This is a genomic window from Nonomuraea sp. MG754425, from assembly GCF_021699195.1.
Lineage (GTDB): Bacteria > Actinomycetota > Actinomycetes > Streptosporangiales > Streptosporangiaceae > Nonomuraea.
Genome location: NZ_SSXE01000229.1, coordinates 1 through 14440, shown reverse-complemented (window position 1 = coordinate 14440; position 14440 = coordinate 1). Strand labels below are relative to the sequence as shown.

Below are 14440 nucleotides of genomic sequence, written 5' to 3'. Positions count from 1 at the left end.
CCGTTCGCGGACCTTGGCTCCAGATCCCCGCCGCCCCGCCGTGCCCCTCCCCAGGGGCGGCTGAGCGGTGACATCCGGGTCGTCACTCGTACGCGGCGGCGGAACAAGCCGCAAATGGGATCTTCCTTCACCACCCGACCGGTGCCCCAACCTCTTGCCGGATTTCCCGCGAACTCCGGCCCCCGCCCGCGTATTGTCTGCCCGTCGTTCCTTGCCCTGCGTGGCTTCGGCGACCAGGGTGAGCCGCTTGGCGTCTTCGCTGGTCGTGTCCGTATTTGTGGGTGTTCGCATGGATGACCTCCCGCCGTGTGGCCCGAGGAAAAGGCCAAATAAAGATCAGCAAATCGAACACGATGTCGATCGAACTCCCGTACGATGTTGTACACCACACTGGCGACAATTTCGAGGAAGACTCGAACAATTGTTTGAAGATGATCTTCAACAGCGATACGGTCGCTGTGTGCGACATCAGGACCACAGACCGGGAGGTTCGCCGGTGAGGCGGGCCACCGGGCGAGGAGGAAGAGCATGACCGAGCGGGATGACACAAACGGGGTCAGCGACCTCGCGGTGCGCCGGCGAGACTCCCTGGGCTTGACCCCCAGGCAGCGCAAGATCCTCGAGGTGATCCGTGACTCGGTGCAGCAGCGCGGATATCCACCGTCCATGCGTGAGATCGGCGAGGCGGTGCAGCTCACCAGCACCTCCAGCGTGTCGCACCAGCTCACCGCGCTCCAGCGCAAGGGCTACCTGCGCCGCGACCCGCATCGGCCGCGCGCGCTCGAGGTCCGCCTGCCCGGCGAGCCCGTGCTCTGGGTCGACCCCGACTCCGCCGGCGACGAGGAGCCCACGGTCAACCGTCCGACGGCCGCCTACGTCCCGCTTGTCGGCCGTATCGCCGCCGGTGGGCCGATCCTGGCCGAGGAGAGCGTCGAAGACGTCTTCGCCCTGCCCAAGCAGCTCGTCGGTGAGGGCACCCTGTTCCTCCTGCAGGTCGCCGGCGACTCGATGATCGAGGCCGCCATCGCCGACGGCGACTGGGTGGTCGTACGCCAGCAGCCCGTGGCCGAGAGCGGCGACATCGTGGCCGCCATGATCGAGGGCGAGGCCACGGTCAAGACCTTCAAGCGCAAGGACGGCCACGTCTGGCTGGTCCCCCACAACCCCAACTACGAACCCATCCCGGGCGACGAGGCCAGCGTGCTCGGCAAGGTCGTGGCGGTGCTGCGCCGGTTGTAGCGCGGACGAGCTGGGGCTCGGGCGCGCGTCCAACCGCCCGCGCCGCGTATCGGCGCGCGCCAGAAGAATCCACCGCCAGGTCCTGCCCCGAGAGGGGTGCCGTTCTGCTTTCGCACGCCTGCAGCCGTTCGAGATCCCGGCTGATCTCCACTCGCGTTCTGGAACGCTCCAAGCCCTCCCGGGCCGATGCACGGAGGTGGCAGCCCCCGCCCGATCACTCCAGGACGAAGCTCGCACCGGCCCGGAAGGCGGCCGTCGCGTCGTCCTGTTCCACCCACACCTGGCCCGCCCGATGCCGCAGGAAGTACCCGGGGAAGTTCACCGACTCCAAGGACACCGTCCCGCTCCCCGCCAGCCCGCTCCGGCGCACGAAGCTCGCGTCGGCCGCGAAGAGCGTGGAGCCGTCCCGCTGCGCCAGCCAGGCTTCGTGGTTGCGGTGCCGCAGGAAGTAGCCGGGGAAGTTCACCGACTCCAGGGACACCGTCCCGCTCCCCGACAGCCCCGTGACGAGCCGGAACTGGGAGTCCGCGAGCGGGGTCACGTCGGGTTCGAGCCGGGCGCGGAAGTCCCGGTGCCGTACGGCCGACCCGGGCGTGTCGTACGCCATGAGCCGCACCGGCGTGACCCCGTCGGGGACCGGGATGCCGAAGTCCGGGGTGCCGTCGGAGCGCCAGTACACCTTCTGGACGCGGGTGCGCCGGTTGGGGTCGTTGAGCGGGTCGCCGGAGATGTCCCGGTAAGACCGGTCGTGGTAGACGAGGATGTCGCTCTGGCCGTCCTCCGAGACGGTGAAGGAGTTGTGCCCGGGGCCGTACTGGCTGGTCGCGGCATTGCCGGCGAAGACGGGGCTCTGGCTCTTCGTCCACGACGACGCCTGGAGCGGGTCGGCGGCGGCGGAGGCGGTCAGCAGGCCGAGGCAGTAGTTGGCGTCCGTGGCGCTGGCCGAGTAGGTGAGGAAGAGGCGGCCGGAGCGCTGCAGCACCGACGGGCCTTCGGCGACCTTGTAGCCCCGGGTCTCCCAGGCCAGGGCCGGGATCGTCAGCCGGGTCGTCGTGCCGGTGATCGTCCACGGGTTGGCGCCCATGCGGGCGATGTACAGGTTGGAGTTGGTCGCGATGCCGGGCTCCTGCTGCGCCCAGAGCAGGTAGCGGGTGCCGCCGACGGCGAACGTGGTGGCGTCGAGGGAGAAGGTGTCCCAGGGGGTGGTGATCCGGCCGCGTTCGGTCCAGGTGCCGGTCAGCGGGTTGGCGGCGGCGTTCTCCAGCACGTACATGCGGATGCGCCACACGTCGTCGGCGCGGCCGGCGGCGAAGTAGACGTACCACCTGCCGTTGATGAAGTGGATCTCGGGCGCCCAGATGTGCGCGCCCATCTCCCCGGTGGCGTGCTTGCGCCAGATGACGCTCTCGGGAGCGGTGGCCAGGCCCTGGATGGTGGTGGCGCGACGCAGCACGATGCGGTCGTACTCGGGGGCGGTGGCGGTGAAGTAGTAGTAGCCGTCGGTGTGGCGGAAGATGTGCGGGTCCGCCCGCTGCGCGGCGATCGGGTTGGTGTACTGCACGGCCGGTGAGGCGTTCGCGGCCCCGGGCGACAGGAGGTTCGCGGTCACGGCGAGCAGCGTAGCCAGGACGGCCACGGCCGCCGTCGTGCGGAGGGGGTGTGCGGGGATGGAGTCCTCCACCGGGATTCGGACGAGCAACGTGACCGGGGCCGCCATCGTGCGGGTGGGATGAAGCCCGCCACCGGCGATCAGGCGAGCAGGACTGCCGTCCTGCGAAGCGGGCGTGCGGGTCAGGCGAGGGGCGCGGTGACGGTGTAGGAGGCGTCGGAGGCGAACACCGAGCCGGACGCCCACAGGTCCAGCCGCAGTTCGTAGGTGTAGTGCCGCAGGTACCGTCCGGGCAGGTTGTACGACTCGAACGAGGTCGTGCCCGCCCCCGCCAGTCCCGTCCGCCCGCAGAAGGTGGCGTCGCCCCGGAAGACGGCCGAGCCGTCGTCGCGTTGCAGGGTCAGCCGCAGGTTGTAGTGCCGCAGGTAGTAGCCGGGCTGGGTGGCCGACTGGAAGGAGTAGCAGCCGGAGTGGGCCAGCCCGGCGGTGACGGTGTACGTGCCGGACTGGCGATCGGCGAGCGGGCTGGCGGACGACAGCGGGTCGAGGTAGGCCAGGCCGCCGCGGTGGCGTACGTACCGGTCGGGGAAGTTGGCCGAGCGCAGCGAGCGGTTGCCGGTGGGCACGGCGGTCGTGTCGCCGGAGTCCTCGCGCAGCACGGTGAAGTGCCTGGCGGTGCCGGACAGGCCGGCCAGTTCGGCCTTGGCGCCGAACGCCGACAGGTTGGCGCTGTCGGCGTAGTAGTAGCGCCCGCCGGAGTAGTTGTCGAAGTAGAGCCGCCAGCGGCCGTCCGGCAGCCGGGTCAGCGCCGGGCCTTCCAGCCCGGAGCCCCAGCCGGCCCAGTTCCCGGTGCCGGTGAACGTCCAGGGGCCGGTGAGCGAGGTGGCGGTGGCGTGCTCGACGTACTTGGTCGTCTCGTTCTTGAGGAAGTTGTGGTAGGTCGAGCCGGACTTGACCACGAAGCTGTCGATGTAGTTCGCGGGGATGCCGAGCGCGGCGGGGGCGCTCCAGGCCGACAGCGTGCCGTCGGTCGCGGTGATCCGGTACGGCCTGAACTGGCCGGCGGTGCCCGTCGTGGACGCGGAGTAGACGACGTGCACGCTGCCGTCGGTGTCCTTGAACCATTCCGGCGCCCAGGTGCTGCCGGTGGCGCCGTTCAGCCCGACGGTCACGTTACGCAGGAACGTCCAGGTCACGGCGTCGGCGCTGCGGGCGAAGCCGATGGTGTCGCCGGTCCAGCCGGTGGTGTGGACGAGGTAGTAGTAGCCGTCGGTGTGCCGCATCACGCTGGGGTCGCGGATCAGCCCGGTCGGCGGGGTGTAGGCGTTGGCCCTGATGAGGTGGTAAGTGGTGGCGTCGGCGGAGTCGTAGACGTACATGTTGGACTCGCCGGCGTTGGTGAAGGCGGTCATCAGGTAGTGCGGGGCGGGGCCCGCGGCGTGCGCGGGCGGGGCCGGTAGGGCGATGGCCGCGACGGCGACGAGCAGCGCCGCCCATAACCGCGCCGGCCTCGGCGAACCTGTACGCATCCAGCGGCCCTCCGCCCTGTTAGCGTTAACATTTCACCGCGCCGGAATGGGGTGCGGTGAGCGCATTCGTACCCCGGCCCCGGCCACCCGTCAATCCCCGCGGCGCCGCCCCGGCAACCCGTGTGCAGCGTGACATGTCAGCGCGTCCGGTAGAGCCGGTGCGCCGCCGAGATCGCCTGCTCCGCGAAGCCCAGCACGTCCCGCCTGCGCTCGAACGGCGAGCCGTACAGCGAGGTGCGCGGCGTGCCGAAGTGCTCGCCCAGCCCCGCCACCACCCCGGTCAGCGACGGCAGCGCCGCGTCCTCCTCGCGCAGCCGCAGCGCCTCGTTGACCACGCGGTGCCAGCGCTCGGGGAACGTCTGCAGCGCGTGCCGGGCCGCCCCCGCCTTGGAGGTGAGTTCCCCGGTGGCGAGCGTGTAGTGCAGCCGGGCCACGCCGGTGACGATCCACACGGCGCCGTACCCGCCGAGGCAGGTCAGCCCCCACGAGGAGAGCGGGCGCGCCGCGCGGCCGACGAGGCGGCGCCAGTAGAGGTCGAGGTTGCGGTCGGCCCAGGCGGCCAGCGAAGCGGGATCGTTCCAGATCTTCAGCTCCTCCGGCTTGGGCCCGCGGCAGGTCAGCCCGTGCCGGGCCAGCGTGTGCCAGGTGACCGGGTCGACCGAGCCCCTGCGTTCGAGCCGCCCGGGGTGCGCGCGGGAGCGTTCGCCCAGCTCGGCGGGGTCGCGGCCGAGGTCGTCCCAGGTGAGGTAGACGCCTTCGAGGGGGTGGGCGCCGAGGCGGGTGTGGATGCGTTCCAGCACCTCGGCCGGCGGCGCCTTCGAGGTCACGGCGACGAAGTCGATGTCGCTGGTGCCCGGCCGGTAGTCGCCGAGCGCCGCGGAGCCCTCCAGGTAGAGCCCTTCCACCAGACCGGGAGCCTCCGCGTCGGCCAAGGTCAGGTACGTCTCGACAATCGCGTCGATCTTCGGGTGGGGCGTCATGGCCGCCCAGCCTGCCATAATCCGCACCACCGCCTCATCACATTCCAGAATCCTAGAATGACGGGGTGAAGGACGCATATACCCCGTTAACCCTTAAATCCACTCATGATGGTCTCAAGTGGGCAGCGGTCGAACCGGGCGTGATCCCGGCCTGGGTGGCCGACATGGACCTGCCCACCGCCCCCGCGGTCGCCGAAGTCCTGAGCCGGCGGGCCGGCGGCGACCTCGGCTACCCGGCCTGGATGCTGGAGCAGAACGCGGGCCCGCTGGCCGAGGCGTTCGCCGAGCGCATGGCGGGCAGGTTCGGCTGGCAGGCCGATCCCGGGCTCGTGCGTCCGTTCAACGACCTCAACCAGGCGTTCCAGGTGCTCCTGCAACTCTGCACGGAACCGGGCGACGGAGTGGCCGTGCACGTCCCCGCCTACCACCCGTTCCTGGACACGCTGGCCCTCATGGAACGCCCCCTTCGCCCGATCCGGATGGAGCCGGACGGCGACACGTGGCGCTTCGAGGTGCCCGACCTGTCGGGCTGCCGGGTGCTCCTGCTGGTCAACCCGCACAACCCGACCGGCCGCGTCTTCACCCGGCGGGAGCTGACCGACCTCGCCGAACAGGCCGAACGGCACGACCTGCTGGTCATCGCGGACGAGATCCACGCCGACCTCGTCTACGAGCCGCACCGGCACATCCCGTTCGCCACGATCCTGCCCGAGCGCACGGTCACCCTGACATCGGCGACGAAGGCGTTCAACCTGGGCGGCATCCGCTGCTCGGTCGCGCACTTCGGGCACGCGGGTGCCCGCGCGGCCCTGGAGGCGCAGCCCCCGTTCGTGTACGGCTCACCGAGCGTCTTCGGCGTCGAGGCGACGGTCGCGGCCTGGCGGCACGGTGACGCCTGGCTGGCCGAGACGGTGGCGCTGCTCGACCGCAACCGGCGCGCGATCGCCGCCCGCCTGCCCGCCGCCGTCCGCTACCGGATCCCGGAGGCGACGTACCTGGCCTGGCTGGACGTGGGCCGGCCGGGCATGGCCGAGGTGTTCGAGCGCGAGGCCAGGGTGCGGCTGAACGACGGCGCGGCCTTCGGCCCCGGTGGTGAGAGCTGCGTACGCCTCAACTTCGCCACCACCGAGGCCATCCTCGCCGAGATCCTCGACCGCCTGGCCCGCGCCTTCCCCTGAACCGGAGTCGGGGAAAGGCACCTACTCCGGCAGGGGCGGCAGGTCGGGCGGGGTGGCGGCCGGCTGCTCGGCCAGCGCGGCGAGCGCGAGCTCGACGGCCTTGTCGAGCTGCGGGTCCCGCCCCGCGACCCGGTCCTGCGGCGCGATCACCACCTCGATGTCGGGATCGACCCCGTGGTTCTCCACCCCCCAGCCGGGCCCGTCCAGCCAGAAGGAGTACCTGGGCTGGGTGACCCGGGTGCCGTCCACCAGCGAGTAGCGCGAGTCGATCCCGATCACGCCGCCCCACGTGCGCGTGCCCACCAGCGGCCCGATCCCGCGGGCCTTGATGCCCGCGCTCACGATGTCGCCGTCGGAGCCCGCGAACTCGTCGGCGATCGTCACCACCGGCCCGCGCGGCGAGTCGTCGGGGTAGCGGAACGGCTGGTGCCAGCGGACCCGCGCCCACCCGGTGACCTTGCGCGACAGCTTCTCCAGCACCAGCTCCGACAGGTGACCGCCGCTGTTCTCCCGCACGTCCACGACCAGCCCCTCGAAGCCCATCTCGGTACGCAGGTCGCGGTGGAACTGCGCCCACCCCGAGGCCACCATGTCCGGCACGTGCAGGTAGCCCAGCCGGCCCCCTGAGACCTGCCTGACGTAGGCCCTGCGGTTCTCCACCCAGTCGTGGTAGCGCAGTTGCGTCTCGTCGGCGATCGGGCTGACCACGACCCGGCGCACGTCGCCGCCGGAGGAGTGCCGCACGGTCAGCTCGACGGTCTGGTTGGCGGTGCCGGCCAGCAGCGGGAGCGGGCCGCGTACCGGATCGACCGGACGCCCGCCCACGGCGAGGATCGCGTCGCCCGGACGCACCGCGACGCCCGGCGCGAGCAGCGGCGAGCGGGCGGCGTGGTCGGACGACTCGCCGGGCAGGATGCGCTCGACCCGCCACGTGCCGTCGGCGTCCCTGGAAAGGTCGGCGCCGAGCAGGCCCTGCTGACGCCGCGGGTCCGCGCCGGCGCCGTTGGGGATGGCGTAGGCGTGGGAGGTGCCCAGCTCGCCCTGCGTCTCCCAGAGCACGTCGATCAGCTCGGAGTGGGTGCCGATGCGCGAGACCAGCGGCTCGTAGCGGTCGAGCACGCCCTGCCAGTCCACGCCGTTCATGTCCGCGCGCCAGAAGTGGTCGCGCATGAGGCGGCCCGCCTCGCGGAAGCCCTGCCGCCACTCGGCGACCGGGTCGATCTGGACGGTGACCCGGTCGAGGTCGATGCCGACGACCTCGTCGCTCTCGCTCGACGCGCGGGTCTGCAGCCCGTTCTTGCCGTTGGTGACGAGCCTGGAGCCGTCGCCGCTGACCTCGAACGCGCGGATCTCCTTGGCCAGCTCCGCCCTGGCGCGCTTCTTGAGGTCGTAGCGCTCCAGCACGGTCTCGGCGCCCTGCTCGGTGCCGTCGCCGAGGGCCCCGCTGAGCGGGTAGCGCAGCCAGAGCAGCGCGTCCTTGGCGGCGCGCAGGTTGCCGTAGCTGCCGGCCGGCACCGGGACGGCCACCACGCGCGAGCCCAGCCCGTCGGGATCGACCTCCGTGCGCGGCGGGACGTCGTCCTTCCTGTCGTCCTTGGCCGGCTTGTCGTCCTCGCCGTTGAACCCGCGTCCCTGGAGCGAGGGGTCGAACGGCGAGGGCGTGGCGGCCCGCAGCGGCACGATGTACGGCCGGCACCCGTGGGGGAAGGACAGGTCGAAGACGTGCGCGTCGTAGACGGGGTCGAAGGTGCGCACCGACAGGAACGCCAGGTGCTTGCCGTCGGTGGTGAAGGCCGGGTCGTAGTCGACGAACCGCGGCGGCGTGACCTCGATCACCGAGGTGCCGTCCACCCGTCCCATCTTGATCTGCGTCAGCCGCCGGTGGTGCGGGTACTCCCAGGCCAGCCAGGTGGAGTCGGGGGAGAACGTCAGTCCGCTCACGTCGCCGTGGTCGGTCCGGTCGAGTTCGCGCACGCTCTCGCTCTCGAGGTCGACGGCCAGCAGCCGTCCGTCGTGCGTGGCCAGGGCCACGTGCTTGCCGTCGGGCGCGGCGACCAGTTCCAGCACCCGTCCGAGCGCTCCGGTGGCCAGCGTGCGCACCTCGCCGCCGGGGGTGCCGATCTCCAGCCCGTCCTCCCCGCCGGCGTCGGAGACCCAGACGGCCTTGCCGTCGGCGTCGAGCGCCTGCGGCAGCCGGACGCGCACGCCGGGCTCGGCCCGCAGCACACCGGCGGGCCCGTCGCGGTGGGTCACCCAGTGCGCGGTGCCCCTGATCTCGACGGCGCTGGCGCGACCGGTGGCGTCCGGCGAGAACGCGCCGGCCCGCAGGGGCGCGGGCCGCCCGGCCCGTCCGGGACGCGGCCCGCCCAGCCGCACGTCCAGCCGGTACGGCTCGGCGTCCAGGCTCTCCAGCAGCCACAGGTCGCCGGCCTGGCTGTAGACCACCCGCTGCCCGTCGCTGGTGGCGTGGCGGGCGTAGAAGTCCACGTGGGAGCTGTGTTTGCGCAGGTCGGAGCCGTCGGGCAGGGCCGAGTAGAGGTTGCCGGTGCCGTCGGTGTCGGCCAGGAACACGATCCGGTCGCCGACCCAGCTCACCGACCAGTGCTGCGCGGCGCTGTCGGCGAACAGCCGGGCGAACTCGCCGTTCCCGTCGGCGTCCACCCAGATCTTGGCCGCGGTGCCGCCCCGGTAGCGCTTCCACTGCGACGGCTCGCGCCAGACCACCGACACGGTGGCGACCCTTCCGTCGCTGACTGCCGCCTCGCTGACCCAGCCGTACGGCAGGCGCGCGGCCGGGCCGCCGTCGAGCGGCACCGCGTACGCCCAGCGCCGGTTGTCCGAGCTCTGCCCGGCCGAGGTGACCGCGAGCACGTCCCCGTCGCCGGTCCATCCGCGCACCGAGGTGACGGAGCCGCCCCAGTAGGTCAGGCGTTCGCCCTCGGCGCCGTCGATCTCGGCTGTGAACGCCTCAGGGGCGCCCTCCTTGGTACTGGTCCACGCGATCCGCCCGCCGTCGGGCGAGAACCTCGGATTCGACACGGCGACGCGGTCGGCGGTGAACCGCCAGGCTCTTCCGCCGCTCAGCGGGGCGAGCCAGACGTCATCGTCGGCGACGAAGGTGACCAGGTCACCGTGCAGGTGCGGGTATCTCAGGTATGCGCCATATGCCACAGACTGCACACTAAACCGCGATACCAAGAGCGGCTCAAGAATTCTTCCCCCAGCGGACGGCTCCCCACCAAGTCCGTGATGTGGAGCCATGGGGGGTAATGGGGTTGAAAGCCCGCTTTCGGACCCTGCGAGGAAGCATGAAGATCTTCGCCCGCGCGCACCAGCTCCCGCCCCGCCTGGCCGCCGCCGCCATCATCCTCAGCTCCGGCCTGGACCTGACCGGAGCCGACGAGCAGCGGGCCGCCTACCTGCACGGCATGGCCGCGCACGCGTACCCGTTCCTCGCCCGCATGGACCCGGTCGCCTTCACCCGGCTGCTGGCGAAGAGCCAGACCGCCCTCGGGGTGGCCCTGCTGGTGCCGTTCGTGCCGTCGCTGCTGGCGGGGGCGGCGCTGACGGGCTTCGCGACCGGACTGGTCGGCCTCTATCTCAGGACGCCGGACATGCGCGAGGAGGGCAGCCTGCGGCCGACCCCGCAGGGCCTCGGGGTGGCCAAGGACGTCTGGCTGCTCGGCATCGGGCTCGGCCTGGTCATCGACGAACTGGGCGGACGCGGCCAACATTGATCTCCGCTGCTTGGCCGTTAACGTCCACAAAGCCGGGTAGCCACGACAGATGGTACAGATCGGCTACACCCTGATGTCCGAGCAGACCCCGGCCCGCGAACTGGTCGACTACGCCGCCGCCGCCGAACGGCTCGGTTTCGACTTCGCCGTCATCTCCGACCACTACTTCCCGTGGATCGAGGAGATGGGGCACTCTCCCTACTGCTGGTCGGTGCTCGGCGCCGCGGCCCAGGTCACCGAACGCCTGCCGCTGATGACGTACGTGACCTGCCCCATCATGCGCTACCACCCGGCGGTGGTGGCGCAGAAGGCGGCCACGATGGGCGTGCTGAGCCAGGGCAGGTTCACGCTGGGACTGGGCGCGGGCGAGAACCTGAACGAGCACGTGATCGGCGAGGGCTGGCCCCCCGTGGACACCAGGCACCGCATGTTCGCCGAGGCCGTCCAGATCATCAGGAAGCTCTTCACCGGCCGGTACGTCACCCACCAGGGCGAGTTCTTCGACGTGGACTCGGCCAAGCTGTACGACCTGCCGGACCGGCCCGTCCCCATCGGCATCGCCGCCTCCGGCGGGCAGTCGGCCGAACTGGCCGCCGACCACGCCGACGTCCTGGTCGTCAACGAGCCGCTGCCCGAGGTGGTGCAGCAGTTCAGGGCCGCGGGAGGGGCCGGCAAACCGGTGTACGGCCAGCTCCCGATCGCCTACGACACCGACCCGGAAGCGGCCAGGCGGCGCGCGCACGAGCTGTGGCGCTGGGCCGGGGTCGGCGGCTGGAAGGTGATGGCCGAACTGCCGGGACCGGTGAACTTCGCCGCCGCGGCCGGCACGGTACGCCCCGAGGACGTGGCCAGGACCGTGCCGTGCGGCGACGACGTGGACGCCGTCGTACGGGCCGTCCGGCGGTTCGCCGACGCCGGGTACACGCACGTGGCGCTCGTGCAGATCGGGCACGACCAGCAGCAGCCGTTCTTCGGCTGGGCCGAGAAGGAGCTGCTGCCGGCCCTGCGCGCCCTGTGACCTACGGGACGATGTTGACCAGCTTCGGCGCCCTGACGATCACCTTGCGCGGCATGCCCTGCACGTAGGGGGCGATCTTCTCCGAGGCCAGCGCCAGCGCCCGCAGGTCGTCCTCGCTGATGTCGGGCGAGACCTCCAGGCGGTCGCGCACCTTGCCCGCCACCTGCACCACGCACGTGACCGACTCCTGCACCAGCAGCGCGGGATCGGCCACCGGCCAGCCGGCGAACACGACGGGCCCGGTGCGGCCCAGCCGCTCCCAGCCCTCCTCGGCGGCGTACGGGGCCACCAGCGACAGCAGGATCGCCAGCGTCTCCGCGGCCTCCCGGACCGCCGGGTCGGCCGGCCCGGGGCCCGAGTCGATGGCCTTGCGCGCGGCGGAGGTCAGCTCCATCATCCGGGCCACCGCCACGTTGAAGCGGTAGGAGTCGACCAGCTTGGTGGCCTCGTCGATCGTGTGGTGGGTCACCTTGCGCAGCTCGACGTCGCCGCCCTCGAACGGTGTCCCCGGCTCGCTGGTGACCTCGGACATCACCCGCAGCGCGCGGGCCAGGAACTTCTGCGAGGCGGCCGGCGAGACGTCGGCCCAGTCGATGTCGTCCTCCGGCGGACCGGCGAACACCATCGTCAGGCGGACGGCGTCCACGCCGAAGTCGTCGATCTGCTTGCCCAGGTCCACGCCGTTGCCCAGGGACTTCGACATGGCCTTGCCGCCGTTGATCACCTGCCCCTGGTTCATCATGCGGACGAACGGCTCGGTGAAGTTCACCATGCCCATGTCGTGCAGGACCTTGGTGAAGAACCGGGAGTACAGCAGGTGCAGCACCGCGTGCTCGATGCCGCCGACGTACTGGTCGACCGGGCCCCACTTGCGCACCTGCTCGGGGTCGAACGGGCCCTCGGTGTAGCCGGGCGAGCAGTAGCGCAGGAAGTACCACGACGAGTCGACGAAGGTGTCCATCGTGTCGGTGTCGCGCTTGGCCGGGCCGGAGCACTTGGGGCACTGGACGTTGACCCAGTCGACGGCACTGGCCAGCGGCGAGACGCCCTTGGGCGCCAGCGCCTCGCCCCGCAGGTCGGGCAGCGTGACCGGCAGTTGGTCGTCGGGGACGGGCACCTCACCGCAGTCGGGGCAGTGGATGATCGGGATCGGCGTGCCCCAGTAGCGCTGGCGCGACAGCAGCCAGTCGCGCAGCCGGAAGTTGACCGCGCCGGCGCCCCTGCCCTGCGTCTCCAGGATCTCGATGATCTTGGCGATGGCCTCGGCCTTGGCCAGGCCGTCCAGCGGGCCGGAGTTGACCAGCAGGCCCTCGCCGGGCGTGGCCTCGCCGGTCTCGCCCGGGTCGGCCAGGCCGGTGTGCACGACGACCTTCACCGGCAGGTCGAACTTGCGGGCGAAGTCGAGGTCGCGCTGGTCGTGGGCGGGCACGGCCATGATGGCGCCGTGGCCGTAGTCGGACAGCACGTAGTCGGCCGCCCAGATCGGGATGCGCTCGCCGTTGACCGGGTTGATCGCGTAGCGGCCCAGGAAGACGCCGCTCTTCTCCTTGTCGGTGGCCAGGCGCTCGATGTCGCTCAGCTTGGCGACCTCGGCGCGGTAGGCCTCGAACGCCCGCCGCTGCTCGTCGGTGACGATCTCCTCGGCCAACGCGGCGTCGGCGGCGACGACGAAGAAGGTGGCGCCGTACAGGGTGTCGGGGCGGGTGGTGTAGACCTGGACCGGCTCGTCGCGGCCCTCGATCTCGAACAGCACGTCGGCGCCCTCGGAGCGGCCGATCCAGTTGCGCTGCATGGTCAGCAGGCGCTCGGGCCAGCCGTGCAGTTGCCCCATGTCGTCCAGCAGGCGCTGGGCGTAGTCAGTGATCTTGAAGTACCACTGCGTCAGCTCGCGGCGGATGACGTCGGCGCCGCAGCGCTCGCACTTGCCGGCCACGACCTGCTCGTTGGCCAGCACCGTCTGGTCGTTGGGGCACCAGTTGACCAGGCCGCCCTTGCGGTAGGCCAGGCCGCGCTCGAAGAAGCGGTTGAACAGCCACTGGTTCCAGTGGAAGTACTCGGGGTCGCTGGTGTGCAGGCGGCGCGACCAGTCGAAGGAGATGGCGTAGCGGCGGAACGAGGTCGCCTGCGTCTCGATGTTGGCGTAGGTCCACTCGGCCGGGTGGGCGTTGCGCTTGATCGCGGCGTTCTCGGCGGGCAGGCCGAAGGAGTCCCAGCCGATCGGGTGCAGGACGTTGTAGCCCTGCTGCATCCAGTAGCGCGCGATAACGTCGCCCAGGGCGAACACCTCACCGTGACCCATGTGCAGGTCGCCCGAAGGGTAGGGGAACATGTCGAGCATGTAGCGGCGCTCGCGGGTGTCCGCCGGGTCCTCGTCGGCCCGGTAGGGGTCCTGTTCCTCCCATCGCTGCTGCCACTTGGCCTGCAGCGCCTGCGGATCGTACTCACTCACGGCTAGTGTCCTTCTGGCTTGATGCGGGACCCATAAGAAAACCCCCCGTGCACACAACGAGGGGTGGAGCCGCGACGGCGAGAACTTCTAGGGCCGTCGCGGCCCGCTAAGAAGCAGGGTCGCGGAACGCATGTGTCAAGCCTAGCGCACCTCTTCGGCTGAATGCAGGCCCTGGAACGAGGCCGGCAGGCACAATGGAGCCTTCAGGTCCGGCGAGACCTGATGGTGATGTATCCGTTGTGACCTCATTCGTCCCAGAAGAATAGCCTTGTCACCGTGGTATCCCCAGCTAAGCCTGATCGACCGGAAGGTGACCTGCCGTTGCAGGACCCGCCGACCGATCCTCGTGGCTTCGCCGGTTTCGCTGCGGAACCACCTGCATCTCCTGGAAAATCCCATGAGATCATGCGTGAGACGTCAAATCCGGATATAACGGGACATCCGGACAGAACCTCGGGAGGGCCGGCAGCAATGGCAACGGAGAATTCCGGACCTCATCTGCCATCCTCCTGGCCGGAGTCGCCACGGCGCGAGACACCGCCCCCCTGGCCCGACGACGCGCCCGCCGCCGAGGTTCCGACGTCCTGGCCGGAGACTCCCCGCCCGGCCCACCCCGAGCCGTCCTGGCCGGAACCACCGCGCAAGGACCCGTCCTGGCCCGAGCCGCCGGACCACCGGCTGGACCACTGGCGGGACCGTGG

At 71.0% G+C, this 14440-nt stretch carries 9 protein-coding genes and 1 pseudogene; 5 read left to right on the top strand and 5 right to left on the bottom strand.

Annotated elements, in window-relative coordinates; translation table 11 throughout:
- The first annotated feature begins 528 nt into the window (after positions 1-528).
- Positions 529-1239 carry a transcriptional repressor LexA gene (gene lexA, locus FAF44_RS46210; RefSeq protein ID WP_237109811.1) on the top strand — a complete coding sequence of 237 codons (711 nt, stop codon included), beginning with the start codon at positions 529-531 and terminating at the stop codon, positions 1237-1239.
- Between the two features lie 214 nt (positions 1240-1453).
- Here lexA and FAF44_RS46205 read toward each other — a convergent pair whose 3' ends face one another.
- The 3 genes from FAF44_RS46205 to FAF44_RS46195 form a co-directional block, all read right to left on the bottom strand.
- Positions 1454-2848: a family 43 glycosylhydrolase gene (locus tag FAF44_RS46205; RefSeq protein WP_237109810.1), complete on the bottom strand. Its 1395-nt coding sequence runs from the start codon at positions 2846-2848 to the stop codon at positions 1454-1456.
- 182 nt (positions 2849-3030) lie between these two features.
- Positions 3031-4377 carry a glycoside hydrolase family 43 protein gene (locus tag FAF44_RS46200; protein ID WP_237109809.1) on the bottom strand — a complete coding sequence of 449 codons (1347 nt, stop codon included), beginning with the start codon at positions 4375-4377 and terminating at the stop codon, positions 3031-3033.
- A gap of 137 nt (positions 4378-4514) precedes the next feature.
- Positions 4515-5375, bottom strand: a complete 861-nt coding sequence (locus FAF44_RS46195) for a nucleotidyltransferase domain-containing protein (RefSeq protein ID WP_237109808.1) — start codon at positions 5373-5375, stop codon at positions 4515-4517.
- Between the two features lie 146 nt (positions 5376-5521).
- On the opposite strand from FAF44_RS46195, the gene FAF44_RS46190 reads away from it, so the two are divergent.
- Positions 5522-6535 carry a MalY/PatB family protein gene (locus FAF44_RS46190; protein ID WP_237109807.1) on the top strand — a complete coding sequence of 338 codons (1014 nt, stop codon included), beginning with the start codon at positions 5522-5524 and terminating at the stop codon, positions 6533-6535.
- Positions 6536-6556: 21 nt separating this feature from the next.
- Here the strand turns inward: FAF44_RS46190 and FAF44_RS46185 are convergent, their stop codons facing one another.
- Positions 6557-9706, bottom strand: coding sequence for a S41 family peptidase (locus tag FAF44_RS46185; protein WP_237109806.1), 3150 nt, complete (start codon positions 9704-9706; stop codon positions 6557-6559).
- Positions 9707-9843: 137 nt separating this feature from the next.
- Between FAF44_RS46185 and FAF44_RS46180 the strand changes: the two genes are divergently transcribed.
- Together FAF44_RS46180 and FAF44_RS46175 are read left to right on the top strand one after the other, a co-directional pair.
- Positions 9844-10272: a hypothetical protein gene (locus FAF44_RS46180; RefSeq protein ID WP_237109805.1), complete on the top strand. Its 429-nt coding sequence runs from the start codon at positions 9844-9846 to the stop codon at positions 10270-10272.
- Between the two features lie 49 nt (positions 10273-10321).
- Entirely contained in the window at positions 10322-11290 is a 969-nt protein-coding gene (locus tag FAF44_RS46175; RefSeq protein WP_237109804.1) for a TIGR03557 family F420-dependent LLM class oxidoreductase, read from the top strand.
- A 1-nt stretch (position 11291) separates the two neighbouring features.
- On the opposite strand, the gene leuS is transcribed toward FAF44_RS46175, so the two are convergent.
- Positions 11292-13739, bottom strand: a complete 2448-nt coding sequence (leuS, locus tag FAF44_RS46170) for a leucine--tRNA ligase (RefSeq protein ID WP_237109803.1) — start codon at positions 13737-13739, stop codon at positions 11292-11294.
- Between the two features lie 471 nt (positions 13740-14210).
- Between leuS and FAF44_RS46165 the strand changes: the two are divergent.
- Positions 14211-14440: pseudogene (locus FAF44_RS46165) on the top strand (hypothetical protein); the annotation flags it as partial.